The 26901-nt window shown below is 37.5% G+C and carries 32 protein-coding genes; 15 read left to right on the top strand and 17 right to left on the bottom strand.

The features are described from left to right. The first annotated feature begins 80 nt into the window (after positions 1–80). On the top strand, positions 81–962 hold the full coding sequence (locus tag MKY26_RS15685; protein ID WP_328198297.1) for a LysR family transcriptional regulator: 882 nt from the start codon (positions 81–83) through the stop codon (positions 960–962). Positions 963–1121: 159 nt separating this feature from the next. Here MKY26_RS15685 and MKY26_RS15680 read toward each other — a convergent pair whose 3' ends face one another. From MKY26_RS15680 to MKY26_RS15665, 4 genes are read right to left on the bottom strand one after another with little or no spacing between them, the layout of a single operon-like run. Then, entirely contained in the window at positions 1122–1313 is a 192-nt protein-coding gene (locus MKY26_RS15680) for a 2-hydroxymuconate tautomerase (protein WP_341098097.1), read from the bottom strand. 17 nt (positions 1314–1330) lie between these two features. After that, complete coding sequence (locus MKY26_RS15675) at positions 1331–2119, bottom strand: 2-keto-4-pentenoate hydratase (protein ID WP_341098096.1); 789 nt, start codon at positions 2117–2119, stop codon at positions 1331–1333. A gap of 17 nt (positions 2120–2136) precedes the next feature. Then, a complete protein-coding gene (locus MKY26_RS15670; RefSeq protein ID WP_341098095.1) occupies positions 2137–2931 on the bottom strand; it encodes a 2-keto-4-pentenoate hydratase in 795 nt (264 codons plus the stop codon). Positions 2932–2942: 11 nt separating this feature from the next. Beyond that, entirely contained in the window at positions 2943–4397 is a 1455-nt protein-coding gene (locus MKY26_RS15665; RefSeq protein ID WP_341098093.1) for an aldehyde dehydrogenase, read from the bottom strand. 177 nt (positions 4398–4574) lie between these two features. Here MKY26_RS15665 and MKY26_RS15660 point away from each other — a divergent pair, with 177 nt between their 5' ends. The 3 genes from MKY26_RS15660 to MKY26_RS15650 all read left to right on the top strand — a co-directional run bounded on the left by MKY26_RS15660 (position 4575) and on the right by MKY26_RS15650 (position 6893). Then, positions 4575–5369, top strand: coding sequence for an IclR family transcriptional regulator (locus MKY26_RS15660; RefSeq protein WP_328198292.1), 795 nt, complete (start codon positions 4575–4577; stop codon positions 5367–5369). Positions 5370–5581: 212 nt separating this feature from the next. Further along, complete coding sequence (locus MKY26_RS15655) at positions 5582–5899, top strand: DUF3784 domain-containing protein (RefSeq protein WP_341098092.1); 318 nt, start codon at positions 5582–5584, stop codon at positions 5897–5899. A gap of 58 nt (positions 5900–5957) precedes the next feature. After that, the gene (locus MKY26_RS15650) at positions 5958–6893 is read left to right on the top strand and encodes a hypothetical protein (RefSeq protein ID WP_341052437.1); all 936 of its coding nucleotides are present in this window, start codon (positions 5958–5960) and stop codon (positions 6891–6893) included. Positions 6894–6895: 2 nt separating this feature from the next. Here the strand turns inward: MKY26_RS15650 and MKY26_RS15645 are convergent, their stop codons facing one another. Continuing rightward, positions 6896–7096 carry a hypothetical protein gene (locus MKY26_RS15645; protein WP_095371635.1) on the bottom strand — a complete coding sequence of 67 codons (201 nt, stop codon included), beginning with the start codon at positions 7094–7096 and terminating at the stop codon, positions 6896–6898. Positions 7097–7243: 147 nt separating this feature from the next. Here MKY26_RS15645 and MKY26_RS15640 point away from each other — a divergent pair, with 147 nt between their 5' ends. Beyond that, positions 7244–7540 (top strand): potassium channel family protein, encoded by a 297-nt coding sequence (locus MKY26_RS15640; RefSeq protein WP_341052434.1) that lies wholly within the window; start codon positions 7244–7246, stop codon positions 7538–7540. A gap of 11 nt (positions 7541–7551) precedes the next feature. Here the strand turns inward: MKY26_RS15640 and MKY26_RS15635 are convergent, their stop codons facing one another. Both MKY26_RS15635 and MKY26_RS15630 read right to left on the bottom strand, forming a co-directional pair. Next, a complete protein-coding gene (locus tag MKY26_RS15635; RefSeq protein ID WP_307318250.1) occupies positions 7552–7917 on the bottom strand; it encodes a hypothetical protein in 366 nt (121 codons plus the stop codon). 15 nt (positions 7918–7932) lie between these two features. Further along, positions 7933–8346 (bottom strand): VOC family protein, encoded by a 414-nt coding sequence (locus MKY26_RS15630; protein WP_095371638.1) that lies wholly within the window; start codon positions 8344–8346, stop codon positions 7933–7935. Between the two features lie 114 nt (positions 8347–8460). Between MKY26_RS15630 and MKY26_RS15625 the strand changes: the two genes are divergently transcribed. Beyond that, positions 8461–8817, top strand: coding sequence for a DUF4181 domain-containing protein (locus MKY26_RS15625; protein ID WP_341098090.1), 357 nt, complete (start codon positions 8461–8463; stop codon positions 8815–8817). A gap of 123 nt (positions 8818–8940) precedes the next feature. Here the strand turns inward: MKY26_RS15625 and MKY26_RS15620 are convergent, their stop codons facing one another. The 4 genes from MKY26_RS15620 to MKY26_RS15605 form a co-directional block, all read right to left on the bottom strand. Then, positions 8941–10266, bottom strand: a complete 1326-nt coding sequence (locus MKY26_RS15620; RefSeq protein ID WP_328198277.1) for a CitMHS family transporter — start codon at positions 10264–10266, stop codon at positions 8941–8943. A gap of 155 nt (positions 10267–10421) precedes the next feature. Next, on the bottom strand, positions 10422–11120 hold the full coding sequence (locus tag MKY26_RS15615; RefSeq protein WP_095371642.1) for a response regulator: 699 nt from the start codon (positions 11118–11120) through the stop codon (positions 10422–10424). Between the two features lie 2 nt (positions 11121–11122). Further along, positions 11123–12703, bottom strand: coding sequence for a sensor histidine kinase (locus MKY26_RS15610; protein ID WP_341098089.1), 1581 nt, complete (start codon positions 12701–12703; stop codon positions 11123–11125). 110 nt (positions 12704–12813) lie between these two features. Then, positions 12814–13233 (bottom strand): Rrf2 family transcriptional regulator, encoded by a 420-nt coding sequence (locus MKY26_RS15605; RefSeq protein WP_095371644.1) that lies wholly within the window; start codon positions 13231–13233, stop codon positions 12814–12816. 154 nt (positions 13234–13387) lie between these two features. Between MKY26_RS15605 and MKY26_RS15600 the strand changes: the two genes are divergently transcribed. Both MKY26_RS15600 and dnaN read left to right on the top strand, forming a co-directional pair. Next, positions 13388–14020, top strand: a complete 633-nt coding sequence (locus tag MKY26_RS15600) for an NAD(P)-dependent oxidoreductase (protein WP_341098088.1) — start codon at positions 13388–13390, stop codon at positions 14018–14020. Between the two features lie 455 nt (positions 14021–14475). Then, positions 14476–15582: a DNA polymerase III subunit beta gene (dnaN, locus tag MKY26_RS15595; RefSeq protein ID WP_341098087.1), complete on the top strand. Its 1107-nt coding sequence runs from the start codon at positions 14476–14478 to the stop codon at positions 15580–15582. Between the two features lie 10 nt (positions 15583–15592). On the opposite strand, the gene MKY26_RS15590 is transcribed toward dnaN, so the two are convergent. After that, positions 15593–15937, bottom strand: a complete 345-nt coding sequence (locus MKY26_RS15590) for a hypothetical protein (protein WP_095371647.1) — start codon at positions 15935–15937, stop codon at positions 15593–15595. Positions 15938–16020: 83 nt separating this feature from the next. Between MKY26_RS15590 and MKY26_RS15585 the strand changes: the two genes are divergently transcribed. Both MKY26_RS15585 and MKY26_RS15580 read left to right on the top strand, forming a co-directional pair. Beyond that, entirely contained in the window at positions 16021–16227 is a 207-nt protein-coding gene (locus MKY26_RS15585) for a hypothetical protein (RefSeq protein WP_224936714.1), read from the top strand. A 20-nt stretch (positions 16228–16247) separates the two neighbouring features. Further along, entirely contained in the window at positions 16248–17078 is an 831-nt protein-coding gene (locus tag MKY26_RS15580; protein WP_341098084.1) for an alpha/beta fold hydrolase, read from the top strand. On the opposite strand, the gene MKY26_RS15575 is transcribed toward MKY26_RS15580, so the two are convergent. After that, entirely contained in the window at positions 17075–17386 is a 312-nt protein-coding gene (locus tag MKY26_RS15575) for a hypothetical protein (protein ID WP_095371650.1), read from the bottom strand. The genes MKY26_RS15580 and MKY26_RS15575 overlap by 4 nt on opposite strands. Before the next feature lie 91 nt (positions 17387–17477). Continuing rightward, entirely contained in the window at positions 17478–18524 is a 1047-nt protein-coding gene (locus tag MKY26_RS15570; RefSeq protein ID WP_341098083.1) for a C40 family peptidase, read from the bottom strand. Positions 18525–18906: 382 nt separating this feature from the next. Here MKY26_RS15570 and MKY26_RS15565 point away from each other — a divergent pair, with 382 nt between their 5' ends. Further along, complete coding sequence (locus MKY26_RS15565; protein WP_281203165.1) at positions 18907–19056, top strand: hypothetical protein; 150 nt, start codon at positions 18907–18909, stop codon at positions 19054–19056. 47 nt (positions 19057–19103) lie between these two features. Here the strand turns inward: MKY26_RS15565 and MKY26_RS15560 are convergent, their stop codons facing one another. Both MKY26_RS15560 and MKY26_RS15555 read right to left on the bottom strand, forming a co-directional pair. Beyond that, positions 19104–19328: a hypothetical protein gene (locus MKY26_RS15560; protein WP_095371652.1), complete on the bottom strand. Its 225-nt coding sequence runs from the start codon at positions 19326–19328 to the stop codon at positions 19104–19106. Positions 19329–19372: 44 nt separating this feature from the next. Then, entirely contained in the window at positions 19373–20260 is an 888-nt protein-coding gene (locus MKY26_RS15555) for a helix-turn-helix domain-containing protein (protein ID WP_095371653.1), read from the bottom strand. Between the two features lie 286 nt (positions 20261–20546). Between MKY26_RS15555 and trhO the strand changes: the two genes are divergently transcribed. Then, positions 20547–21497, top strand: coding sequence for an oxygen-dependent tRNA uridine(34) hydroxylase TrhO (gene trhO / locus MKY26_RS15550; protein WP_341058020.1), 951 nt, complete (start codon positions 20547–20549; stop codon positions 21495–21497). 116 nt (positions 21498–21613) lie between these two features. Beyond that, complete coding sequence (locus tag MKY26_RS15545) at positions 21614–22324, top strand: hypothetical protein (protein ID WP_341098081.1); 711 nt, start codon at positions 21614–21616, stop codon at positions 22322–22324. 64 nt (positions 22325–22388) lie between these two features. On the opposite strand, the gene MKY26_RS15540 is transcribed toward MKY26_RS15545, so the two are convergent. After that, positions 22389–23309, bottom strand: a complete 921-nt coding sequence (locus tag MKY26_RS15540; protein WP_341098080.1) for an NERD domain-containing protein — start codon at positions 23307–23309, stop codon at positions 22389–22391. A 118-nt stretch (positions 23310–23427) separates the two neighbouring features. Between MKY26_RS15540 and MKY26_RS15535 the strand changes: the two genes are divergently transcribed. Then, positions 23428–25431, top strand: a complete 2004-nt coding sequence (locus tag MKY26_RS15535; protein WP_341098079.1) for a hypothetical protein — start codon at positions 23428–23430, stop codon at positions 25429–25431. 30 nt (positions 25432–25461) lie between these two features. Continuing rightward, the gene (locus tag MKY26_RS15530; RefSeq protein ID WP_341098078.1) at positions 25462–26838 is read left to right on the top strand and encodes an MATE family efflux transporter; all 1377 of its coding nucleotides are present in this window, start codon (positions 25462–25464) and stop codon (positions 26836–26838) included. Positions 26839–26901 lie beyond the last annotated feature (63 nt).

The raw sequence follows: 26901 nt of genomic DNA, 5'->3' as shown, positions 1-26901 counted from the left end.
ATAATTAATAAAATGGAAATGAATACCCTTACATTTTTAAATCATCACAAAAATGAAATGGAAAAAAGGAGACGTTCGTGTTGAATGAGTATCAACTTTTAACCTTTCTTACAATTGCTGAACTGCAAAGTTTCTCTAAAGCGGCAAACTATTTAAATGTAACTCAGCCCACTGTTACTTCAAGGATGAAAGTGCTAGAGGAGATAGTAGACTGCGAGCTTTTTCAACGTATCGGGCATGAGGTGGTACTGACAAGTGAAGGGGAATTATTTAAAGCTTATGCACAAAAAATACTTCTTTATATGACTCAAGCAAAAGAGATAAGCAATATGACGAAAGCACCTGTTATAAGAGTTGGTTTTTCTCCAGGATATTGCTACTCCTTTATTGTAGAGCTTTTGAAAACAATTAAATCGATGGGGAATATTGATATTCAGGTAATTGAAGGTTATGATTCCGTTGATTTAAATGAACGCTTGTTAGCGGGTGGGGTCGATCTTATTTTTTCACGTGATTTAATTACTGAAAATGCAGATATAGAGTCTGAGTTTCTGTTTCATAATGAGCTAGTGCTGTTACTACCGAGCAATCATCCATTGAATCAATATGAATCATTACAGCTTCAACATCTAAACCAAGAAACGGTTATTAGTTTCCGCCGAAACTCGCAATTGTGGAAAATAATCGATGAGAAGTTATTATCAGTTAAAGGGCTCACACGCATCGATGTGGATAATAACGAGATGCTTTTAAAGGCAGTTGCTAACAATATTGGCATTGGGATTATTCCTAAATTAGGTTTCAACCATGTTGACAGTGTAGATATTACTATTCGCAAAGTTGATGCATTCTTGTCTATTCCAAATTCAGTTTATGCCCAATATCGCAAAAACCCACATATTACCAAACTAGCAAAAAAAATCACCTATGCGGTTATTGCTCATAAATATGCACAGTTGTGAATTTTTTTCAAAAAATAGAATGAAAGAACTTCATGGAGATTTTTTAAAGGGAACTAGCCTTATAGATGGAGGGGAAAAGCTACTGAAATCCTATTGTTCTATAGAATTTCAGTAGCTACCTGGCTTAAAACCATGATGAAAGAGCAGTGCAAGATATAGTTATCCTCTTAACTTCTGCACACTTTCACCACCAATGGACCAATGTGTTTGCGGTGTTTCTTGAATGATGACGCGGATATTTTCTCTTGGGGCAGAGATGGATTGACTGATAGTATTGGTGACATCGGTCATTAACTGTTCGATATCACTCACTTCTCGTCCTTCTAAAAGCTGAATGGTTACAATCGGCATAATGCTCCTCCTTCTTATTAAGGTGTGACAGAAAAAGAGAGATGACCAAGTTGACCATAATCAACGTGAACAAAGTCACCGGCATTTATTCTAATCGCTTCGGTCATCCCACCTGTTAAGATCGGTTGGTTTGCTTTGACAGCTTTCCCTTTTTTATATAACATTTGCGCCAGTCTGGCTACCGATTCAGCTGGATGACCAAGGACGGCTGCGCCCGTTCCAAATGCTTTTGTTTCACCGTTAATTTTAATAGAAACGCCAAGCACATCGAGAGAAAGGCTTGTTGGATCACTCATTTTATAACCGAATAGCGCGCCGGCTGCTGAAGTGTTATCTGCAATGACATCTGGTAGCGTGAAGTTGAAGTTTTCATAACGGCTATCAATCACCTCAATGGCAGGGAAAACATATTTCGTTTTCCTTAATACTTCTTCAATGGAGATATCCTTCCCATACAAATCTTCCTTTAAGATAAAACCGATTTCAGGTTCAATTTTCGGATGAATATAATCAGAAAGAGAAATTTGTTCCTCTTCTTCAATGACCATACTATCGAATACAAAGCCATATATAGGGTTATCGACGTTCATTTGCTTCATTTTTGCTTTACTCGTGATACCCATTTTTGGACCAATAATTTTTAAGCCTTCATTTTCTTTATTAGTGATCAATTGTTCTTGGATGAGGTAAGCTTCTTCGATAGAGAGTGTGGGATAGAGGTCAGATGTGATTTTTGTGATTACGCGTTTTTCTTTCTCCGCTTGATGAACATAATTAGCTAGTTTTTTCACTTGTACACTTTCCATTATCATGCACCTACTTTCTAATTTTCAAAATGAATGCTTACTTCCCCGAGCTCGGAAAATTTTGCTATATACGAATCACCAAGTTGTACGGCGATAGCACCCGAAAGTGCACCAGATAAAATGATTTCACCAGCCTTTAGTGATCGGTTATACTGCGCCAGTTTATTTGCAAGCCAAGCAACACATTTGGCTGGATGGTTTAAGACGGCGATGCCGACACCTGTATTGGCTATTTCATTATTTTGGTACAAAGTAACCCCAACTTGCCGGAGATCAATACCAGCCAAATTGGTGGGCTGATTGCCTAATACATAAAGTCCTGATGAAGCATTATCGGCAATCGTATCAGCGAGTGTGATCTGCCAATCTTTTATGCGGCTATCAATAATTTCTAAAGCAGGGAGAATGTATTCTGTTGCTTGAATCACATCAAATGTTGTTACACCAGGGCCTTTTAAGTCATGTGCTAATTTAAAGGCAATTTCTGCTTCTACTTTCGGTTGCAGAACTTGCCCCTTCTTAATAGTGGCCCCATTTTGTACAGACATTATATGAAAAAGATGACCATAATCAGGTTCGTCAACGCCTAACTGTGTTTGTATAGCCTTAGAGGTTAAACCAATTTTTTTACCTGAAATGATCTTGCCTTGTTTGAGTTCGTTTTCGACATGTAATAATTGCACTTGATAAGCATCATCAATCGAGAGGCTTGGTGACATCTCAGACAAGGGTGCCACAGCTTTTTTCTGGATATAGGCATTTTGTAGGTGATGAAACCCTTTTTTAATATCAAAGACTGTATCGATTGGCATATTAGGTCCTCCTACATTTTTAATGTGATATTGGTGAGTTCAGAGTAAAAGTCAAAACTATGCGCGCCACCTTCACGACCAATGCCACTATGCTTCATACCACCAAACGGCGTACGCAAATCTCTTAAAAACCAAGTATTTACCCAGACAATTCCGGCCTCAATTTGCGCGCTTACTCTTGTTGCTCGTTTAATGTTTGTAGTCCACAGACTGGCGCTTAAACCATAATGAGTATCATTCACTTGTGCTAAAACTTCTTCTTCGGAATCAAAGGGGATGACAGTTACAACAGGTCCAAAAATTTCTTCACGAACACAACGTGAGTCTTTACCTAAACCAGTAATAATGGTTGGGTTTACAAAATAACCTTTATTGAGTCCCTCGGTTGAAGAACCGCCTGTTTCGAATTGTCCACCTTCTTGTTTAGCAATTGCAAGATAGCTTAATACTTTTTCATAATGTTCCTTACTTACTAATGCGCCTACAAATGTGTTGTCATCAAAGGGATCACCCACGCTAAGTGTTTTTGTTTTTTCAACGAAACGACCGATAAACTCTTCATAAATCGGTCTTTCTACGTAAATTCTTGAACCGCATAAACAAACCTCGCCTTGATTAATGAAGCTTGAGCGAATCGTTGTTTCTATTACATCATCTAAGTCTGCGTCAGCAAAAATAATATTTGGATTTTTACCTCCGAGTTCGAATGATAATTTTTTCAGTGTTGGGGCAGCTGCCTGCATGATTGTGCTTCCAGTAATTGTCTCTCCTGTAAAGGCAATCGCATCAACTTCGGGATGAGAGGTGAGTGCAGCACCAGTTTCCCCCATTCCGTGTACAAGGTTAACGACACCATCAGGTACACCTGCTTGTTGACAGATCTCAACTAAAATGGTCGCTGTCATCGGTGTAATTTCAGACGGTTTCATCACGACCGTATTGCCAGCAGCTAAAGCAGGGGCTAGTTTCCATGTCATTAAAAATAGTGGCAAATTCCAAGGGTTGATAAGGCCGATTACTCCAACAGGGCGACGTATAGCGTAATGAATGGCGACATCATCTTGCTGGTACGCTTCAGTTCCTATGGACGTCATATAATCTGCGAAGAAATGAAAATTATTGGCTGCGCGATCAATATCAACTTTTTTAGATAACCATAGGGGCTTCCCTGTATCGAGTGTTTCAAGTGTGGCTAGTTCATCTTTTCGTTCTAGAATAATGTCACCGATTTTGCGAATCGTTTGAGATCGTTCCTTTAGTGACATCTTCGCCCATTCCCCTTTTAGTGCTTTGCGAGCAGACAGTACTGCTTGATTAATCTCCTCTTGACTACCAAGAGCTACTGACCCAAGGATTTCTTCTGTAGCAGGGTTTACATTAGCAAATGTCTCTCGACTTGCAGATTGTATATATTCCCCATTGATAAAATGTGCACAATCAATTGAAGATTTTGTTAAAGTAGACATTGAATATTCCCTCCATTTCCTCAATTTGTGTTCATTATAAAAAATGGAAGAACAACAGCAAACCTTTTAGTTCTTCTATGTGGAACAAATAGATTGATTTTTTCATTTTTTTAGAAAAAAATATTGTTATAGAGATAAATATTGTTCTTTTATATTAAACAATGGAGGGGTACAGAATTGAAAACAAAGGAGAAAACACTGCTTTCTTCTGTTCGAAATGCTTTAAGGATCTTAAAAAGTTTTTCTACTTATGAACCTGTTAGAACAGTGAGTGAGTTGGCACAAGAATTAGATCTTGCGAAAAGTACAGTTAGTCGATTAGTGTCAACGCTCGTTAATGAAGGTTTTTTAATTAAAGATGATGACTCGAGAGGCTATCGCTTAGGTTTATCCGTGTTAACGTTAGGTGGAATAGTAACAAACAATTTAGAAATCTATAAGGAAGCGGCACCTGTATTAAGTAAATTGGTCAATATAACAGGTGAAACTGCACATTTAGCGATTTTGGATGGATTAGATACAATTTACATTCATAAAGAGGAGTGTCATCATCCAGTAAGAATTCTTACACATATCGGTCGTAAAAACCCATCCTATTGTACGAGTACAGGGAAGGTTCTACTTGCATTTAATGAAGAGTTTCTGTTGCAAGAAATCATTAGTAAGGGTTTGCTTAACTATACAGTTAATACCATTACAGATCCTTATCTATTGGAAAATGAACTAGAGCAAGTGAGGAAACAGAACTATGCTGTCAGTACAGAAGAATTAACTGAAGGAACAAAATCAATTGCGGCCCCCATCCGGGATCATACAGGAAAAGTTGTTTGTGCAATCAATATTGTGGGTCCAATTCAAAGAATGAACGACTATCATATTCCTGAAATGGCGAAACGGGTGATTGAAGCTGGTAATGAAGCATCCAAACGACTTGGATATGATGAACGCTATTTTAAAAGGTTCCGATTTTAATGGTAATTCTTTAAGTTTGCAGGCTAAGACTGTTAAATCGAGATAAGTCGGTAGATAAGCTAAGGTAGTCTGAGTTGATAGCGCCAATCGAGTCAGAGCAGAAGAAGCTGGCCTCGAACACTTCCGTAATTTAGATACGCAATTTTTTGATAACGTCCATAAAATGATTGGTAATCTCATTTTTATAGTAGCAACAAAAAGGGGAGTCAAACATGACAAGTGCAATTATTAACTTCATCATCCTTATCCCATTCCTTATATTCGCTATTGCTCTATCAAAAGGAAAAGGTGCATGGTTAATTGCGGGTTTTAATACAATGTCGGATAGTGAGAAAGCTAAATACAATCGGGTCGCTTTGTGTAAATTCATGAGCAAGGTAATCTATGGTATATGTTTAAGCCTCCTATTATGGGCATTAAGTGATCTATTGAAATTAACTTGGCTCTATATACTAGGTATGGTTCTATTTGTAGCCCTTCTTCTTTTTACCATCATTTATGCAAACACAGGAGATCGTTTTAAGAAATGAAACTTTATTCCATTTAAAACGTAAAGATATCATTAGAACCTTTCCAAGGGGGATGGCAATGTTTCAGAATATTAATGAGCGTTTGGCTAAAACGAAGGATAATCAAAGAAAAAAACAAAAATACGAAATGCATATAGAACGTCTGACGGACCATATTCGAGAAGAGGGCCAGAAGAAGGAACAATTACAAATTCAGTTAGAAAAAGAAAAAGAAGATGTGAAAAAGCTAGAAGGATTTAGTTTAACAAACATTTTCTATACGATTACAGGCCAAAAACTTGAGAAGTTAGATAAAGAACAACAAGAGGTGTTAGCGGCCAAATTGAAATATACAGAAGCGATTGAAGCGATTGATGATATGAATGCAGAGCTTATTGAATATAAAGGGAAGTGGCAAGAAGTTGCCGATGCAGATGTACAATATAAGTCATTATTAAAAGAAAAAGAGCGAATGATTCACTCTCATGATGAGATGGGAAGTAAGCGATTATTTGATTTGGCAAATGAAGAAGCGGAAGTGCACGCGAATTTAAAGGAATTTGAAGAAGCGATTGAAGTTGGTAGCAGGACAGTAAGAGCATTTGATCAAGCTTTAGATTCACTCTCTTCGTCAAAAAGTTGGTCCACTTTTGATATGTTCGGTGGCGGAGCCCTTTCTACTGCGATGAAGCATAGCCATTTAGATCAGGCGAAATCAGCGATCCATATTGCACAACGGTTGTTAAGACAGTTCCAAGAAGAGCTTTTGGATATAGACAACCATTTTTCCTCTCAACATGAGATCGGTAATCTGTTAACCTTTGCTGATTATTTCTTCGACGGTATCATTGTTGATTGGGTCGTTCATGGAAAGATTAATGATAGTTACGACGAGACAGAGAAAACAAAAAGAAAAGTGCAGGCAGTGCTTCATCAAATTAGGGGTGAAAAAGATGTCATGCAGAATAAACTACAGGAAATAGAGAAAAAGCGTATGCAAATATTTGAAAGGTAACGTTATAGGTCTCTTCTATTGTGTTTTTGCACATACATTGCACTTGTTTGATTCGCATATTGGCCAATAATACTAGCAATGCATATGAATAACCCTCCAACAAAAAAACCGACAAGATAATATCCGATAAAGAAGAGTACAAAAGAGGAAACAAGTGAGGCGATCAAAATTAAGATGATAGCAATTTTGAATTTTTCTTTCATCTGTATTTCACTCCTTATGACTAATAGGTAAAGAGTATAAAAATGAATGTTGATACAAACTAATAAGGAAATCAATAGAAAGGACAAGAGTGGATGATTTCCTTAGTTATCACAATAGGCCGACTGCTGTCGGCGGTGTATAGAGCAATGAAGGAACCTGTATTTAAATCGCTATTAACAACTCTGCTATTTATTCTTTTTTCTGGTACGATGTTTTATCACAATCAAGAGGGGTGGAATTGGATTGATTCTTTTTATTATGCATTTGTCAGTCTTATTCCTTCCAGTGTAAATACAGGTCTAGTGCCAGATACAACAATAAGTAAATGGTTTACGATTCTTTATTTAGTCGTAGGTGTAGGAGTAATGCTGATGCTATTAGTAACAATTGGGCAAGCTGTCATCAAATTCGAAAAGAAGGAAGATCAAAAACGTCACAAATAAGCATGGCGTTTCTAGTTAGCTGTTATAATCTTCTCCTGTTTCATCTCTTTCCACTCTTTATATATATTGATGGAGGCAATGATGCTTGAAAACCAGAAGAGATAACCATCAAAAGAAAAGCCGATTTGGGATTTCCCCCCTAGAAAAGTGAATAGACTCATTAAAAAGATCATATAAAGAAAGGAAATGATTTGATCTTTTAAACTGTAGGCATGTTTGTCCAGATACCCCTTCCCAATTAGGGTGCCAATTAACAAAAGAAGTAAGATGCCTTGTGGTATTGTCTCTGCTACGATACTTTTAGGAAAATAATCAGCAAAGAAAAGAACGGTGAATAATATGAGAGTCAGACTATTTAATACAGTTATCCATTTCATTTCATCATCCCTCAATTAAGACCAAGCTGGATTCCATACAACTTCCCAAAGATGTCCATCCGGATCTTGAAAATATCCAGCATATCCGCCCCAAAAAGTCTCATGCGCATCCTTTGTAATCGTCGCACCTGCTTCTTTTGCACGCTGCATGATTGTATTTACTTCTTCCTTACTACTCACATTGTGACCAAGTGAACACTCCGTGGCACTAGCTGGCCCCTGCTGAATATGAGCATCATGAGCCAAATCCTCCCGTTTCCATAATGCCATTTTCAAACCTGGTTGTAAGTCAAAAAAAGCGACAGCACCATGTTCATATTCTGTACCAGCAATTCCGTCTGTTGGAAATCCAAGACCATGATGATAAAAATAAACAGCCTTCTCTAAATCATCGACTCCTAGTGTAATCACAGTGATTTGAGGTTTCATGCACATCACGTCCTCTACTAGATTAATAGTAAGATTTTTCTTAATTGTACTAAAAATGGATAAAGGAAACAATAAAAGAAATACTTTTAATCTATTGGAAAAGAGGAGGCGAAAATGGATATATTTGTTGCAATTATAGTGTTTATCATAATCTTTTTTACGATTGAACGGGGATTGAATAAATTATTAGGTGTGAAACGTGTTCATTTAAGGGACACAGAGGGTAGTAAGGCGGATACATGGAGTAGATTTATTATTGTTATTCTCCTTTTTTGTTTTATTCCCTTGATGGTTCAACTAGATACGCCTTCATTAATTTGGTTCTGGATTATTTATCTCAGCTTAAGCATCGGTTCTCAAGCAATTCTCGAATGGAAGTATATTCAGTCAAAGCAGTATGTAACAACCATTGCGCTCTGGATATTCGGAGTTGGAAGTTTGTTTTGGATTCGGTATTATTTTGGGGGATAAATAAATTCATGCCAAAACTGTGTAAAATTCATTAGAAACAAACCAAAGGTTAGCCATTTACACAAAAACATTCGCTACCAACAAACAAGCAGAACTTGCAGATTAGTAGCGAACGAATCATATTTATATCACACCAATGACTACAGCAGTCAGAACGAGCACAATACTTAGTCCCCAAAGCCAGAAGAGCGAATAGCGTAAATGTTTGCCCATCTCAAGGCCAGCAAGACCTAGGGCAAGCCAAACGGCTGGAGCCAGTGGACTGACAAAGGTACCAACAATATTACCAATAATCATAGCATAAGCCGTTGATAAAGAGGCGACTCCGTATGTGGCTGCAATTTGATCAACTACTGGTAATAAAGCAAAGTAATATGCATCAGTACTCAACACTAGATCAAAAGGAACACCAAATATTCCAACGATAATATGGACAAATGGGCCAATAAAGGCAGGTAGAATACTAGCTGCATCCTCAGCAATAGCTGTTAACATACCGGTTCCGTTGAGGACACCTAAAAATAGACCTGCTGCGATGATAATGGATGCCATTGTCATCGCTCCTGGTGCATGTGCTTTAATTCTCGCCATTTGTTCATCGACTGTTCTAAAGTTGATGGGTAAGACGATACTGACCCCAATTAAAAAGGCTAGTCCTGCAGGGATAATACCAGAAACGAGTGTGCCAAGAACGAGTAGGGCTAATATTGCATTTACCCAAATGAGTTTTGGTCGAGCGAGGGGGTTAGCAGCTCCTTTTTCTGCTTCTTGCTCTCGAAAGTCTTCTGATACTTCAATAGCAGCAGCGGCTTCTAAAGAACCATACATTTTCGTGATTCGTTTCTTCTCTCTTACACCCATATAAATCGCCAGTACAAGCATTAATAAAAGGCCAATTAATTGGATTGGAATAAGGGGTTTCCATAGCTCCGTTACATCCATTTCTAACACTGACGCTGTTCTGCCTAAAGGCCCTGCCCAAGGAATCATATTAACAATACCAGCACTTCCCCCAATTAAAAGAAGCAATAAATATGGATTCATTTTTAGACGTTTATATAGAGGTAATAAGGCAGGGATAGTTAATAGAAAAGTTGATGCACCTGAGCCATCTAAGTGAGCAACTGTTGCGACCAATACAGTACCGACCGTTACAGCGATAATATTTCCATTTGAAAAGGAAACAAGCTTATTAATTAACGGATCAAATAGGCCAACATCTTGTAATATACCAAAGAAAATAATAGCAAACATAAACATGACTGCGACGTTAATAACAGAACTTATACCGCTTTCAAAAAATCCCCCAACCTCAGCAAAACTATACCCTGCAAGCATAGCGCCGATAATTGGTGGAATTACCATCGCAACAATCGGACTGACTTTTCCACTAATCAGTAAAGCGACAATAATTATAATTGTAATAATACCTATTAAACTCAAACTCAATTTTTTCCTTCCCCTCTTCGTTCATTCATTGATGAATGCGTTTTCAAATATCATAAAAATAAGATTAGTATGAAAATAACACGAGGAGGAAAAAGAAAGAATATTTTGTTCATAATCTGAATATTATTCTTTCTTATCTATTTTGTTCATAAGTTTCATGAACAGATCACGTACTTTCTTTGTGGTCGACCGACACTACCGTAAATGAGTCGAGTCTCTACCCGATTCATAGATACGAGATATTCTAAATATCTACGAGAGGTTGAGCGACTTATACCAGTTTGCTCACTTAATTCAACTGCTGTTAAACCTTCTTCTACTAACCCTTCAAACAAGTGTAGGATCTTTTCTAGCGTAATCGCATCAATGCCCTTTGGGAGTAATTGCTCTTCTTCCACATGGGTAGGATGAATATGAAATACGTTTGTTAGTTCATCCACTTGTTCTTGATCTAATTGCTCATCTGTCCATAGTTGTCTAAAACGTTCATAGCGATTTAAACTTTGGAGGAGTCGATCCATACTAACGGGTTTCACTACATAATCAAATACCCCTGCTCTTAATGCGATTCTAACAGAGTGGGCTTGTTTTTCAGCACTAATAATAATGATATCAATGGATGGATAAAGCGAACGTATTTTCCAAAGTAATGACATACCCTCCACATCAGGAATATATATATCTAGAAAAATAACATCAATTTCATGAGCATTCTTTTCTAAATAAAATAGTGCATCCGCAGCGCTTCGAGCAACCTCTTTAACGGAGAATTGATGATTTTGCTCAATATAACTTTTGTTAATATCTGCTACTCGGAAATCATCTTCAATGATGAATACGTGGTATTTTTCCATCCTTACTCTTCTCCCTTCTTTGGTAAAATAATGATAAAACTCGTTCCACTATTTTCCCCACTTTCTACAAGAATCTCGCCGTCTACGTCGTTAATCATTTTTTTAGAAATAGCTAAGCCTACCCCACGGTAGTCGCCTTCTTTCATCGTAAATCCTTGATCAAAGATTTTCTCCAGCAACTTGTCTTTAATGCCAGTACCTGAATCTTGAACCTCGAAAACACAATCATTTCCGATATCTGTAAAATAAATACTTACTTCGCGCACGCCATTTTTTTGGCCTCTTACAGCTTCTAAGGCATTTTCAATAATATTCCCTAGTGCTGTTAAAATAGCATTCTGTCTTTCTAGCGAAAATGATATCATCATTCTACTCTCTTCATGGATCGTCATCTCGATGCCCCACTCATTTGCCTGATTGTACTTACCTTGTAATAATGCTTGCAATAGGGGATCAGCAATCCTTTTCGTTAAGAAATTTAGGCGGGTCATTTGCGAATGATTTTCTTTACGAATAAAGGACATCGCTTTTTGCGTTTCATTATTTTGTAATAGTCCAAGAATGATATGCATTTTGTTAGAAAATTCATGGGTAAATGCCCTTTGTGCATGAGCATATTGTTTAATTCGACTCAATTCTTTGACTACGCCTGCTAACTCTGTTTTTTTCCTAAAGGTATAAACGGCCCCAGGCTGTTCTCCTTGAAGGGAGACTCCGTTTAGGAGAATAATCGTCTCACCTAATATTAATTCTTGATCACGAATAAGTCCTGTTATCTGCTGAGGAACTGGCAGTAATGCGCGAATCTCGCGCCCTATAAATTCGCTTTCTTCGGCATCTGTCCCGATAATCTCTCTCGCGTTCTTATTAACGGCAGTGATGTGTCCTAAATGATCAACAGCGATCATTCCTTCATGTGTGGACTGTAGAATCGCTTTATTTTGATAATATAATTGAGAGATCTGCTCCGGCTCCATATGAAATAATATTCTTTTTATATAGTTAGTAATTAAAACGGCCCCAGCCATACCTAATAAAATCGCTAATACGAGTGCAACGAATAGTGGTTTGCTCTTATCTTGAATAATTTCTTGAATATTCCCGTTGAGAAAACCAACGGAAACGACACCAATGATTTCCCCATCCTTTTTAATCGGTACTTTCCCCCGAATAGATAATCCCAATGTTCCCTCTTTTTTAGATTGATAAGATTCACCGTTCAAAATCGCCCGTTTATTATCGCCGCCAACCATTTTCTTCCCAATAAAATCAGGGTTAGGGTGAGAATATCTAATGCCATCTCTATTGCCAACAACAATAAACTCAGCTCCTGATGCCTCTTGAATAGGTGTAATGATTTTCTGAATGGTAGAAGCGGGATTACTTAGCTCAAAGGCATCCTGAATTTCAGGTATATTGGCAACTGTATGTGCTAAGCTTAACGCTTTTTGTCCTGTTTGTTCTTCAACCATATCGGATAGGTAGCGAAATAAATAAATAGTAAAAATCAAAAATACAAGCAAAATGAGTAAGCTAATTAAAGCAATCATTTTTCCTTTTAAGCCAAAGTTTTTCCACTTCATCTGCTCCGCCCCTACTGAATTTGTAATAGTGAAAATAATGATATTATAACACGAGATAGTCGTTACTTTAACAAATAGAAAGCGCCCGAAAATGGACCTCGGGGCGCCTTCTATTTATTATCAATTTCCCTTACAACATCTTCAAGCGTCACATTTAAAAGAACCTTTTCCATGGCAAGCTGTGCTGAGATAAAAATAGGTTCTATCGTTTGTTGAATATTTCTCCCTACAAAACAATCAGGGTTCGGTTGGTCATGGAGACTGAATAACTCATTTTCCGAAACGACTTCAACGGCTTGATAGACGTCAAGTAGAGTAATGTCTGCTAAGCCTTTTTTAAGTTTAGCCCCAGCTTTCCCAGGGTGGACTTCAACGAGATCGGCTTTTTTCAGCATCCCGATAATTTTGCGAATGACGGCTGGATTTGTATTAACACTGCCTGCTATCGTTTCAGAGGTATTAATCTCTTTATTTAATTCAAGTAATGTTAATATATGAATTCCCACAGCAAATCGACTGCTTATGGTCATGTTTATCACCTTTCTTTAAAAGGAAGAATCATAGTGAATATTATTATACCGCAATCACAAGAAAAGGAAAAAGGTGAGAATTGACAAAAAAGATACCTGTAACTATAATGATTACATGTAATCAACTTAATTACAACAAGGAGGTATTTTTATTATGAAAATAGGCATTATCGGGGCTAGTGGAAAAGCAGGTCAATTCATTTTGGATGAAGCAGTAGCCAGAGAGCATGAAGTAACGGCAATCGTAAGAAATGCAGGAAGAATAAATAATAGCCAAGTAGAAGTGATAGAAAAAAACATTTTCGATATACAAGCTAAGGACGTAAAAAAATACGATATCATTGTGAATGCTTTTAAATCACCTCAAGGCCAAGAGGAACAACATGTGGAAGCAGGCAAAGTACTAATTGATGCGCTAAAAGGTCAGCAATCTAGGCTAATCGTTGTTGGTGGTGCAGGCAGTTTATATGTAGACGAAGAAACTCGTTTATATGAAACAGCAGATTTTCCTAAAGCTTACCTGCCAACTGCTACACAAATGGGGAAAGATTTAGCGCAACTTCAAAACAGCCAAAACGTCAACTGGACATATATCAGCCCAGGTGCTTTCTTCGACGCAGAAGGTAAACGAAGCGGAAGCTATCAAAAAGGAAAAGATAAACTATTCTTCAACAATCAAGGAGATAGTTATATAAGCTATGCAGACTTTGCTATCGCTGTCCTTGATGAAGCTGAACAAGGCAAACATTTAAATGAACGCATTGCTGTTGTTGGCGATAGAGCATAAAGGAATCGAGAACAATGAACTTACCCCTTCTATATAGATGGGGTATTTTTTATGAGCAAATGAAGATGCGAACACAAGAGAGGAGAAAAAACAAAATAGCCCAGGTTAGTCCTGAAATAAGTGAATTCAAGTTGTAGGGTGTGTATGGAGCTTATCCTCTTTTCCTAGGTGTTTAAATTGATTTTCCAACATACGGACGTGAAAGTAGAGGTGCTTGGGCGCAAATCACTAGTTGGACGTATATAAATAAATCCAGCTCATCTCAATAGCGAAAACTCATCACATACTCATAATCCCGCTGCTTAAAACCCTGTTATTTTTATTGTAAGTGAACAAGTATCTTTCATTATAATTCCCCTGTTCTGGCGATAAAAATTAGTACTTACTGGCAGGATTCGACATGTTTCTACCGAATGTATAGCCTAGACATAGCGATAAAGTGAGGAAAGAATAACATGGAATTAACCATTTGTAAGTCTACATTGCAGGGCATACTAAAAAATATTAGTAAGGTGTTAAAAAATAGTCAATCTCCTATGAAAATAATTGTAAACAGTCATCAAGTCACGTTCATTGCTGGAAATGAAGATGTGCTTATGGAAATAAATATACCCTCCGAAACGGACGAGGGGCTCATCATTAAACGCACAGGCTCTGTTATTATTTCTGCCAAATACTTTTCTGATATTATTAAGAAGTTACCAGCTAATATACATATTTACTTGAGTGAGCATAGTACGATTAACATTCAATCAGAAGAAATTCATACAAGAATTTTCGCTTTAACAGACGTAAAGACACTAAATATTCCTGATGTGCCAGCAGAAGGGGTTCTTTCATTGAATGCAGCAGAACTTCATACGCTCATCCGGCAAACAGTGTTTGCTGCTGCTGTTCATGACAATCGTCCGGTCTTAACGGGTGTTAAAATCGTTGCTCGTCATGGCGAGCTCACTTTCATAAGTACAGATGCTCATCGTTATTCTATTAGTTCATTGACGATACCTTCACAGTTAGAAACAGAAATGATTGTTCCAAGTGAAAGTCTACTTGAATGGTCGAAACTTAGCTTACATACAGAGGAAGAGGTTGCATTATCACTTTCTAAAAACCATCTAGCTTTGAAAAGTAAACATTGTTATTTTTATATAAGACTGATAGAAGGACGATATCCGGCCACAAGTGATTTTATTCCAAAGCAAAAGGTCAGTTCTTTTCATATCCATACTGAAACCTTTTTACATGGAATTGAGCGAGCAGCACTCTTTTCGGATGCTAAGAAGAATCATCATATTAAATTACAAATACAAAATGGGAGACTGCGGATATCTTCCAATGCCAAACAAATAGGCAGGATTGAAGAATGGCAACCAATTGAAGAGTTATCAGGGAAAGGTGATGTAGAAGTATTTCTTGATAATCACTTTTTATTAGATTATTTGCGCGTAATAGATGATGAATATATTTGCTGTACATACAGTGGAACGATGAAGCCCGTTTTATTTGAACCAGTGAAGGGTTCTCATTTTCAACATCTGATATCGCAAGTGCGATCTTTTTAAGAAATCATGTTCATTTACCTTTTAATAACCAAAAACCAACCAATATCACTACAATTCCGAACCCTGTCCGAAGAGTAGGTGTTTCCTTAAAAAAGAGGTAGCCAATGATTAGACTAACAAGAATCTCAATCCCTTTAGAGGCGATGAGGGAAAAAGAAAGGTTATCGACATGTTTGCTTAAAAACTTTACACCATAGCCAATCATTAAACTGGCAGCAATAAATAAAGGAACAAGTTTAATATAGTACCAAAGTGTAGAAAGAAAAAAGGTATCAATGTGCTTCGTTTGATAGGCATAAATGCCGTTGATAATAAATAATCCACAAACCATCAATAGAATCGCTAAGAATATCATATGTTGAGCTCCCTATATAAAAAGAATACTTTAGTTTGCTCAGTTTGTTATTTAATTATGTGTTTGAGTAAGGGGGGATGAAAATGCAAAAAGACAAGGTGAAATTACTTATATTATTATTAGGAAGTGTGTTTATCCTGGGTGCTGCGATGGTTATTATGCTCAAAATATATAACCAACATGTCGAAAATGAACAGATTATTGAGCGCTGTTATGAGGAGTCAGGTGACCGATCATTGACGATTGAAAAGAACGGTGTATTTTCAAAAGTATCTTGCAAGTATCATTAAACTAGGGATGGTGGAGAAGGATGTGGAAGAGAAAAATGCTCCAAACCCAAAGAGGTGTGTTTGAAATCTTTCAAAAGGGAGTTGGAAAGCCTTTATGCGTTGCGCATCTTTATGCCGTCTTTAATGAAACAGGAGACTATTTTGCTCATACATTCTCTAAGCGTTTTTGCGTAACGTTAATAAATTTACGCGGGGTTGGAGAATCAGCGCAAGCACATGAGCCATATGAATATAGTATGGTAGATAGCGTATTAGATATAGAGGCAATAAGAGTAGCATTAGGGTATGAAAGATGGATTTATGCCAGTCATTCAACAGGTGGAATGATTGGCCTTCTTTATGCACTGCTTCATCAGTCTTCGTTAGAATCACTTGTTATTGTGGGTTCAGCAGCAAGAGACTACACAGAGTCCTCAGCATGCATCTATAATGAAAAACATCCCAAATTTGCTGAAATGCAACAGTATCAATTTGCATTAACTCAGCCAAATGTAACTGCAATAGATAAAGAACAGTTAAAAAAGAAACGTATCCAGCTTTCTCTATTTGAACCCGAAAAATACACCCAATATTTTACGGGCAACATATGTAAGGATATGTCAGGGGTGAGGTTGGATTTTTTCAGTAGAGAAGCCGTTCTTTTTGATATAACAAGGAAATTAAAGCAAATCAACATACCGACGAACATTTGTTGTGGACGTTATGATGTCCAGTGCCCGGTTGAGTATTCGAAGGAAATCCACCAAGAAATACCCCAATCACAGCTATTTATTTTTGAAAATAGCAATCATTATCCATTTTTGGAGGAGAAAGACTTATTCCAGAAAGTAATCGTTCAAGCCTTGAATTAATGACGGTACATCTCACTTTCTTCGGAAATATTCACTCGAAAACGAAAGAAAATACCTCCAAGAAGTGTAATGACAACTAAAGTCCAAGTAAGAAAAAAGACGGTTCCGATTGTTGAAAAATCAATTAGATAATTCGTTGTTCGCACTTGGTACATCACAGAAAACAGAGGAAAAGAGACGGCACCGAAAAGTAAAATCAATAGACTTAATCGTGTAGCTGTTTTTCGATAGAGCTTTGAAAAGATCAGTAGAAAACTAATTAAAAGCAATATCAATGTCATGATGCTAATAAACATAAAGATACTCAATTCGATTCACCTCTTTTAGAAATTGAAAGGGGGTGAATTGACATGGACCCCCCTTTTATTTATTTACCATTGACGGTAAAGATAAACTTGTTTAATAAAGTCGCTTGAAACTATCAAAATGTTTGCTCCAATAAGGGTTGTCTAAGCTGGTGATCATAACACCACTTGATGAAGCATGGATGAATTGATTATTTCCGATATAAAACCCTAAGTGAGAGATTCCTTTTTTATAAGTACCCTCAAAGAAAACAATATCACCCGGTACAGGGTCGTTTACATAATACGAACGGCTAAAATAACCCTCGGCGTTTGTTCTCGCAATGTTTGTTCCTGTTTGCTTCAGTACGTAATAGATAAATCCACTACAATCAAACCCACTTGGCGTTGATCCGCCCCAAACATAGCGCGTATTTAAGTGCTTTTTAGCCTCATTAATTATGGCAGCGGCATTTCCTGAGATATTGTCATTTTTTGGATTAGACGGCTTCGTCTCTGTATCCTTACCAGCATTATTACTGGTTACATATAATTTTTTTCCGGCAAAAATTAAATCAGAACTTAACTGATTCCACTTTTTTAAATTGCTAACAGTCGTGTTTGTCTTTTTAGCGATGCCACTTAGTGTGTCTCCAGGCTGAATAACATATGTATCCTTCTTGGAATTGGAATTCCCGCTACTTCCATTTGAACCGTTTGATGGTTTGGAAGAAGCATTTCCAGAATTACTTGAGGATGAACTATTCACTTTAAGTGCTTGTCCTGGGAAAATGAGATCGCCTTTTAAATTATTGAGATCTACTAAAGCTTTGACAGTCATATTATGTTGGCGTGCAATCTTAGATAAAGTATCTCCTGACACCACTTTATATGTACCTGAACTAGACTGATTAGAAGAATTATTCTCTTTTGCAGGTGCTGAGTTTTCACTAGAGACAATGAGCTTTTGGTTAATTTGTAAGAAGTCTGAGTTTAAATCATTCCATTTTTTTAGCTGAGAAACAGATGTATTGTATTTCTTAGCTATATCCCATAATGTATCTCCTTGTTTTACAGTATGAGTTGAGTCAGCGGACGCTTGAGCGGCAAAAGCAGAGGAAACGACAGCAATCGTGGCCATCGACACCATATGTTTTTTCACGTCTAGTAATCTCTCCTTTACTCCAAGATTTCGTCAATTCTATCATAATATCGTCTATAGAATTATATTTTTTACAACCTTTTACAAAATAAGATGAAAAAACATTATTTTCGAGGACTTTCGACTTGGTTCTTGAAACATACGACATAATATGACAGCTTATGATAAAGTTCTTGTCGAAGAAAAATGTCGACTATCATCGAATGAGCAGACATATGTCAATTGATGTTGAAAAATGGGGGTAAATTAGGTGGAAGGATATATTTAAATGCTTCCATATAAGTATATTTACAAAAACGGAAATTTTTTGACAATTTAATATTGATTCATATTGGGGATTTTAGTATAATATTCCTAAGAAATACTAGGAGGATAGTTTGGTTTGGATGCAGAAAACCCTATTAATCTACTAGAATTATTATTGAAGGCGCACGAAAATGGAATGAGTCAAGGGGATGTAGATGTAGAGAAATATGTCGAACAATTGGCAGTGGATCTTAAACACTTACTAAGCCCACGGCGTTCCTTTTAACAAGAAAAAGCACCTTCTGGCGGGAAAGTGCTTTTGCTCAAACCTTATTAATGTTGGGTAGGTAGTGGTGCACCATGTTGAGTCGGCAGCGGTTCAGCGCCATGTTGAGTTGGTAGTGGTGAAGATCCGTGTTGAGTTGGAAGCGGCTCAGCACCGTGCTGAGTAGGAAGTGGTTCAGCGCCATGTTGGGTCGGTAGCGGTTCAGCTCCAACAAATCCTCCGAAAGCAACCATTGAAAGTGCAACAACTGATGCAGAAACGAATTTTTTCATTTTCCTTTCTCCTTTCAATATAGAAATATCTTACAATACAAATATTAACACTTTTCTAATAATTTATCTAGCTCTATCCCTACTAATTTGGCAAATTTTTCATCATTTTGTAGTAAAAAGATAGATTTTGCCCGATTAATATACTCCGTACCTATATCTATCTCACCAATTTTGATGTAACTTTCGCCCGATTGGAAGTAAAATTCCCCAAATAAATAGAGAATCTCATTATTAATGCAATAATTAATCCCTAAATTACTATATTTCAACGAGTCCTCATAATTATTCATTGCTGCTAATGTTTGTGACAGCCCATACAAAATCCGCAATTTCACTTTCGGATCCAGTATATGCGGAAGCGAATCCAAATTATCTAACGCATCCTCAAACATATTAGAAGCAAATATGAAGTCCTTTTCTTCAAGTTTAATAATCGCTAAGCTCGTAAGAATTTCAATTTCGTTCTCTGTCAGTCTACTTCTATCAGGGTTCGTTAAATCGATTGCTTGATAAAGGAGTTTTACCGCATCATCCTCATTTTGGTGTAAATAATACTCACAAATCCCCTCATGCCAAAGCATAAATTGCATAGAAATTCGCTGCTTAAATAAAGGGTTGTCCCTCTCTTGTTCAATAATCCCATAAATCGCTTGATAATCACGTTCACGCTTATACTTCTTAATTAATAAAAAAACAGCCGTAACATAATTGAAGGTACTTGATGATGCATAGTCAATGAAATGGCTGACTTCTACATTCAACCGTTCAGCCAATTCATATAACTGATCTAATGTTGGATACTTCTTGCCTTTTTCATATTCGATGATTTCTTCTGACGAACAAATTCCTTGTGCTAAATCCTCAATTGATAGTTTTTTAAATTGACGAAGATCGCTGAGAATTTCTCCAAAACTTACTGGTGCAAGGCTCATAAACATACCTCCTTTTCCTTTTATAATAAGTAAATTTTGTATATTTATCAATAATTTTAAATGTTCAGATATAGGTAAAATTAAGTATTTTTTCGATTTTTTATATTAAGTATGAAATTATATTGCGGTGGATAAACTGTTAGTCGGGTAAGAATACCAAAAAAAGGTCAATAAATCGACATTATTTCCTAGCGTTTTTTTGTTATAATACTGTCAGTAAGAAAATGGTGTAAAAAACCTATTGAACCATTATATCTTGCAAATATAAAAAGAATAGGTGAAGAAAATGGAAGAAAAGAATAACTATCGCGTATTGTTATACTACATGTACGTACCAATTGAAAACGGAGAAGAGTTCGCGATTGAACACAAAGCATTTTGTAACGAACTAGGATTAAAAGGCCGTATTTTGATTGCAGATGAAGGAATTAATGGGACTTGTTCAGGAACTGTAGAACAAACAAACCGCTACATCGAGCATATGAAAGCAGACCCACGTTTTGCTGATATGATTTTCAAAATCGATGAAGCAGATGAACATGCGTTTCCAAAAATGAAAGTACGTTATCGTCCAGAGCTAGTTACTCTTCGATTAGAAGACGATATCAATCCAAATCAATTAACAGGTAAACATTTAAGTGCGAAGGAATTCTACGAGAGCTTAAATGATGAAAATACAGTTGTTTTAGACGCAAGAAATGATTATGAATATGACTTAGGTCACTTCCGTGGTGCCATTCGCCCAGATATTACAAACTTCCGCGACCTCCCTCAATGGGTAAGAGATAATAAAGAATTGTTAGGCGAGAAGAAAATTGTCACTTATTGTACTGGTGGTATTCGTTGTGAAAAATTCTCTGGCTGGTTACTTCAAGAAGGCTTTAAAGATGTCGGTCAACTGAATGGTGGTATCGTCACTTACGGAAAAGATCCCGAAGTTCAAGGCGATCTATGGGATGGCCAATTATATGTATTCGATGAAAGAATCGCAGTACCCGTCAACCGCAAAGAACATGTAGTTGTAGGTAAGGATTACTATTCTGGTGAGCCATGTGAACGTTACGTCAACTGTGCCAACCCAGAATGTAACAAAAAAATCCTTTGTTCTGAGGAAAATGAACACAAACATTTACGTAGCTGTTCCGAGGAATGCCGTTCACACCCACGCAACCGCTACATCGCAGAGCACGGGCTAACTGAAGAAGAAGTTAAAGAAAGATTAGCAGTATTATCATAATTAATGGAACCCCCGCAGGCTTTGGTCTGTGGGGGTTTTTGTTTTTTTGGAAAAGGTATTTGTGTAGGTGCGTAATTGATTGATATATGTAAATGAAAGTTGATTTTGGGTAAATATTGCGCGCGAAAGAGAAAGGGAAGAAAGCAGGAATTGTTCGTAAATGGTGGATACGCGCAAAAGGGAAAGGAAAGAAGCCGAGAATTGCGCGCAACAGGCAGATCCGCGCAAAAGAGAAAGAAAAGAAGCCGAGAAATGCGCGTAACAGGCAGATCCGCGCAAAAGGGAAAGGGGGGAAAGCAGGAATTGCGCGCAACAGGCAGATACGCGCAAAAGAGAAAAGAAAGAAAGTAGGAAATGCGCGTAAAAGGCGGATACGCGCAAAAGGGAAAGGGGAGAAAGCAGGAAATGCGCGCAACAGGCAGATACGCGCAAAAGAGAAAGAAAAGAAGCCGGGAATTGCGCGTAAATGGTGGATACGCGCAAAAGGGAAAGGGGAGAAAGCAGGAAATGCGCGCAACAGGCAGATCCGCGCAAAAGAGAAAGAAAAGAAGCCGAGAAATGCGCGTAACAGTCGGATACGCGCAAAAGAGAAAAGAAAGAAAGCAGGAAATGCGCGTAAAAGGCAGATACGCGCAAAAGAGAAAGGAAAGAAAACCGGAATTGCGCGCAACAGGCAGATACCCGCAAAAGAGAAAGAAAAGAAGCCGAGAAATGCGCGTATCAGGCGGATACGCGCAAAAGAGAAAGAAAAGAAGCCGAGAAATGCGCGTAAAAGGCAGATACGAGCAAAAGGGAAAGGAAAGAAAACGGGAATTGCGCGCGTGTAAGATATCAAAAAGGTAGATGCGTAATCGTAACAAATGGTTTTTCCTCTTAGATCCTAAGTTACAGTCAATATTTGTTTTGTTTATAATAAGTAGATTTTCCTAAGCCATGACTTTCAAATTTGTTAAGCATGAAATAGTTAATGAATCTTTTACTAACCTCTCCACCAATCCAGTCAAAAATATTAGCCGTAGTTACCTTACGTTCTGGAAAAAGTGCCATATAATCTTGAATATTGTATAAGACAGTATCGTTGACTGTAGCAGAGTGATGACATTTCATGCAGGAAAATGTCTTTTTATGTTTTCTTTTCATCTTCCCTCCACAAACCCCGCAAAATAGCCCTTTCGCCATCTGATCAAAGTGATATTCAGGTTTATGGAGCAAGTGGATATCGTTTATGTGATTTGTTAATAAGGTATCAATAATTTTTGTGTGCATCCGTTGGGGTGAAAAGGTTTGTTGTTTGAGACCATCCAAGAATTCAGGGATTTGTCCTGGAAGAATGAGTTGTTCTTGATGAGAGGCACCGTAGAGGATAAAAGTAGGGTGGACGAAAATAAGGTAATAGTCAAACGGCATGTTAAGTTGGTACTTTTTTAAGAATTGATGGAATAAGGGTTCGGCACGTTTGATCTGGTTGAGGGGATTCTTCATTTCTTTGTGAGAGAGGCTATACCACTTATCTCCATCTACTGAAAAATTTCCTTGGAAGTTTTTTACTTCAAAAAGTACTAGTTTGTTTTGGAGAATACAGAGGGCATCAATTTGAATAGTAGATTGGTTCACTTCAAATTGAAGATCATATAGAATCGGGATGTTCTTCGGGAGTTCATTCAGATAGGTGGCCCAATTCTTCTCACCATTATAGCCTTTTTGTAAAGATTGAAGATAGTACGCAGATTCTGGAGGTAATTCGGTGCGACTGTGGATTGCTCGATAAAAACGGAGAGTAGTCGAAACTTCGAGTGGTTTATAAACAGTCAAAAACATCATCCTTTCTTTTCCAAAATTATAACCGATAAGAGTGCCACTGTCATTCTTTTTCACCAGTAAGTCCAGTCCTTCATATGTTATAAAAGGACATGCTCAGATAGGAGTGAACATGATGGTTTCGGTTTCAACTTTTGCAGAACTGCAAACGGCAATTAGTAATCAAGAGGATGTTATTACGGTTACGGATAGTTTTGATCTTGAAACAACTCTATCAATTAACTACACAGTGGAGATAAGTGGGGAAAATACATCAATTATCTTGACCAGACTTACGGGGTTTACAGGATACCTTTTTAATGTTGCTACAAATGGGAACCTACTTTTGCAAGGTTTAACTATAGATGGTAATAAACAAAATACTGTCGCCTCTTCGATTGTTTTTTGTACAGGTACGGGTATTGTAACGCTTAACGATTCATCCTTGCAAAATTCTTCTGTGCCAAGGGGAGGTGCCTTCTATCTAACTGGATCTGCTATTTGTAATGTAAACAATTCAACCATTTATAATTGTGATGCCTCAGAGTTTGGTGGAGGTATATATATTGCTTCAAGTGCACATGCGAATATCACCGATTCAATGTTAGTGCAGAATGTTTGTGCTAGCTTTGGTGGAGCTATTTTTGTGAACCAAGGAAGTGCCACTATTAATGGGTCAGTTATCTCCAATAATATCGCGACCGTTGGTGGGGGCATTTACTTTAATACAGGTACAAGTTTTACTATTGCTGATACGGATATTATCGGGAATCAATCAACAGAACCAACTGATACGAGGGGGGCAGGTGGGGTCTTAATCAACCCGGACGTTATTGGAAGCTTCATGAGAGGTAGCATCGCAAACAATACTGCGTTAAAAAATGGAGGCGGCTTGTATATTAACCAGCGATCTCAAATCGCCTTTAACGATGTTTTGCTAACTGGAAATTCGACATCAAGTAATGGTGGAGCTTTCTTTGCTAACATTAATAGTGTGATAAATATCGTTAACTGTGAAGTGGCGGACAATATTGCCAGTAATGGAGCTGGTTTATTTATCAATTCAAATGCAACGATTACTCTATCTCTTTGCCGTATTTTCTCTAATCAAGCCAACCTTAATGGCGGTGGGGTATACTTTAATAATGAAACAAGTACGATATTCGACCAATGCACGATATTCGAAAATATTGCTGCTAATGGTGGAGGTGTGTTTGTCAATTTAAATGCGGGGCTTCAAATCATGGAGAGTATCATAAGAAATAATCGGGTAACTGAAAGTGGCGGCGGTGTGTTTGTTAATGATATTACAGAAGTCGTTCTCACTAATATTCAAGTAACTGATAACTATGCTGGTGAAACAGGTGGAGGCATATTTACGAATACAAATAGCCAAACAAGGATAACAGAATCTCTAGTTGAACGTAATGAAGCTGCCCTAGTTGGCGGAGGTATTTTTAATACAGGTGAAATTTTTTTTGTAGGTAGTAATAGTGTTGGGGATATTGGTGTGAATATGGCTGAAACTGCACCAGGTATATATAATGGTGGTATTCTACTCATGCAAGATCAGCTTGGGGATGCGAACGGGCTTTATATTGTTGGTCGAAGTAACGTAGCCTACATTACCGCACCGCTTATCCAAGGGACTGTTGTGCAATTAGATTTAACCAATTATGTCACACCAAATGATGCTGGTACACCAATCGTAGTTGCTGAATCGACCGCAACTTATCCGATCTTAGTACAATCAGATGCGGATAAATTTTTTAAGCCGACAACCGAGTTTGAGGATTGGGTGATTCGTTTAAGTGATGACAATACGCAAGTCCTGTTGGTCAGATTACCTAATGATACAATTACTTATCAAAATATATTTAGAACGGTGAGTCCAAACCCACAAACGTACACAGCCTCAGAACTGCCAATTATATTAAATCCACCAGGACCAGTACGTGGTTACCGATTTGTGAATTGGTATAATACTGCGGGGCAGGTGGTAACGGTTATTCCAGCAGGGACAACAGGGGATCTTATTCTTTATGCAAGGTGGGCTCCAGCTAGTGATATGTTATCATCCACTTCTGATGTTCGATTGAAACAACATCATTCCAGTGCTAAAATAAATAATCGTTAAAATCAGACGAAACAGGAGATAGAATACAAGATGTATCATGCAGAAACGTGGAATGAGAAAATTAAGCTATTTTTGCAAGTGCTATGGCCGATTATGGTGACGCAAATAGGGCTATATGCAATGAATTTAACGGATACGATGATGTCTGGCCGCGTTGGAACGGATGATTTGGCTGGAGTGGCAATTGGGTCCAACATATGGATGCCGGTATTTACAGGGATCAATGGGATTATGCTTGCTATAACTCCTATTGTGTCGCATTTACTAGGACAAGGTAAAAAGGAGAAAATATCCTATAGTGTGACACAAGCGTTATACTTAGCTGCTATTATTGCTGTTATTATACTTTTAATCGGTATTTTTTTCCTGGAGCCGATTTTAAGTTTAATGGGCTTGGCTCCAAATGTTGAATATATTGCTTTTCATTATTTACTTGGATTATCTATCGGGATTGTGCCGTTATTTTTATACAATGTGCTAAGGAACTTCTTTGATGCACAAGGATTCACACAAATTACGATGATTATTACCATATTAGCGGTACCAGTAAATATATTCTTGAACTACTGCTTAGTGTTTGGTCACTTTGGTTTTCCAAGGCTCGGCGGAGTTGGTGCAGGTTATACAACGGGTTTTACGTATTGGTTCATTCTAATTATTAGTATATTGATCAGTTTTAAAATCGGTAATATAAGAAACTACAAAATTGGGAAAGTTTGGTTTAAGCCATCAATAAAAGCATGGAGAGAACAATTATCCATTGGAATTCCAATAGGATTAACAATTTTCTTTGAATCTAGTATTTTTGCGGTTGTGACCCTTTTAGTTGGTATGATGTTTTCAACGATTACAGTAGCAGCCAACCAAGTGGCGTTTAGTTTCACTTCCTTATTATTTATGATCCCTCTTAGTCTATCAATGGCGATGACAATTATGATCGGGTACTCTGTTGGGGGCAGACGTTTAGACAACGCAAAAAAATACAGTTTGCTTGGTGTTATAGGTGGAATGGCATTTATGGGCTTTGCTTCTATCTTCTTGTTGTTCTTCAAAGAACAAATTGCCGCCATCTATTCGAATGATCCACAAGTGATTTTACTTGCGGCTAACTTTTTTGTGATTGCTATTTTTTATCAGATTTCAGATGCTGCTCAAGCGGGATTACAAGGTGTCTTACGAGGCTATAAAGATGTGAAAATACCATTTATCATTGCTTTTATATCCTATTGGGTGATTGGTATTCCAGTTGGCTATGGTTTAGCTGCCTTTACAGAGCTTGAGGCATACGGTTTTTGGATCGGTATTTCCGTAGGGCTAACTGCAGCGGCAATCGGTTTCTACATTCGTTTGAAAAGCATTCATCATAAGGAAAAGGAAAAACAAGTAGGAATATCCGAGCTGTCATAAAGGCTCGGATTTTTTTGTTCATAAAATGTTCTCATGAAACCGTTGTTCTATATATGGTATGAA

It is taken from the genome of Cytobacillus sp. FSL R7-0680, from assembly GCF_038009245.1.
GTDB lineage: Bacteria > Bacillota > Bacilli > Bacillales > Cytobacillaceae > Cytobacillus > Cytobacillus kochii.
Note: the sequence above shows the minus strand (reverse complement) of the source record. Positions and strands in the feature narration are given on the sequence as shown.

Excerpts from the sequence above, each read along its gene's own strand:
- MKY26_RS15680 (WP_341098097.1), bottom strand. The coding sequence starts at position 1,313 with ATGCCGATTGTAACCATTCAGCTTTTAGAAGGACGAGAAGTGAGTGAT.
- MKY26_RS15675 (WP_341098096.1), bottom strand. The coding sequence starts at position 2,119 with ATGGAAAGTGTACAAGTGAAAAAACTAGCTAATTATGTTCATCAAGCG.
- MKY26_RS15670 (WP_341098095.1), bottom strand. The coding sequence starts at position 2,931 with ATGCCAATCGATACAGTCTTTGATATTAAAAAAGGGTTTCATCACCTA.
- MKY26_RS15665 (WP_341098093.1), bottom strand. The coding sequence starts at position 4,397 with ATGTCTACTTTAACAAAATCTTCAATTGATTGTGCACATTTTATCAAT.
- MKY26_RS15655 (WP_341098092.1), top strand. The coding sequence starts at position 5,582 with ATGACAAGTGCAATTATTAACTTCATCATCCTTATCCCATTCCTTATA.
- MKY26_RS15650 (WP_341052437.1), top strand. The coding sequence starts at position 5,958 with ATGTTTCAGAATATTAATGAGCGTTTGGCTAAAACGAAGGATAATCAA.
- MKY26_RS15645 (WP_095371635.1), bottom strand. The coding sequence starts at position 7,096 with ATGAAAGAAAAATTCAAAATTGCTATCATCTTAATTTTGATCGCCTCA.
- MKY26_RS15640 (WP_341052434.1), top strand. The coding sequence starts at position 7,244 with ATGAAGGAACCTGTATTTAAATCGCTATTAACAACTCTGCTATTTATT.
- MKY26_RS15635 (WP_307318250.1), bottom strand. The coding sequence starts at position 7,917 with ATGAAATGGATAACTGTATTAAATAGTCTGACTCTCATATTATTCACC.
- MKY26_RS15630 (WP_095371638.1), bottom strand. The coding sequence starts at position 8,346 with ATGAAACCTCAAATCACTGTGATTACACTAGGAGTCGATGATTTAGAG.
- MKY26_RS15625 (WP_341098090.1), top strand. The coding sequence starts at position 8,461 with ATGGATATATTTGTTGCAATTATAGTGTTTATCATAATCTTTTTTACG.
- MKY26_RS15615 (WP_095371642.1), bottom strand. The coding sequence starts at position 11,120 with ATGGAAAAATACCACGTATTCATCATTGAAGATGATTTCCGAGTAGCA.
- MKY26_RS15610 (WP_341098089.1), bottom strand. The coding sequence starts at position 12,703 with ATGAAGTGGAAAAACTTTGGCTTAAAAGGAAAAATGATTGCTTTAATT.
- MKY26_RS15605 (WP_095371644.1), bottom strand. The coding sequence starts at position 13,233 with ATGACCATAAGCAGTCGATTTGCTGTGGGAATTCATATATTAACATTA.
- MKY26_RS15600 (WP_341098088.1), top strand. The coding sequence starts at position 13,388 with ATGAAAATAGGCATTATCGGGGCTAGTGGAAAAGCAGGTCAATTCATT.
- dnaN (WP_341098087.1), top strand. The coding sequence starts at position 14,476 with ATGGAATTAACCATTTGTAAGTCTACATTGCAGGGCATACTAAAAAAT.
- MKY26_RS15590 (WP_095371647.1), bottom strand. The coding sequence starts at position 15,937 with ATGATATTCTTAGCGATTCTATTGATGGTTTGTGGATTATTTATTATC.
- MKY26_RS15585 (WP_224936714.1), top strand. The coding sequence starts at position 16,021 with ATGCAAAAAGACAAGGTGAAATTACTTATATTATTATTAGGAAGTGTG.
- MKY26_RS15580 (WP_341098084.1), top strand. The coding sequence starts at position 16,248 with ATGTGGAAGAGAAAAATGCTCCAAACCCAAAGAGGTGTGTTTGAAATC.
- MKY26_RS15560 (WP_095371652.1), bottom strand. The coding sequence starts at position 19,328 with ATGAAAAAATTCGTTTCTGCATCAGTTGTTGCACTTTCAATGGTTGCT.
- MKY26_RS15555 (WP_095371653.1), bottom strand. The coding sequence starts at position 20,260 with ATGAGCCTTGCACCAGTAAGTTTTGGAGAAATTCTCAGCGATCTTCGT.
- trhO (WP_341058020.1), top strand. The coding sequence starts at position 20,547 with ATGGAAGAAAAGAATAACTATCGCGTATTGTTATACTACATGTACGTA.
- MKY26_RS15535 (WP_341098079.1), top strand. The coding sequence starts at position 23,428 with ATGATGGTTTCGGTTTCAACTTTTGCAGAACTGCAAACGGCAATTAGT.
- MKY26_RS15530 (WP_341098078.1), top strand. The coding sequence starts at position 25,462 with ATGTATCATGCAGAAACGTGGAATGAGAAAATTAAGCTATTTTTGCAA.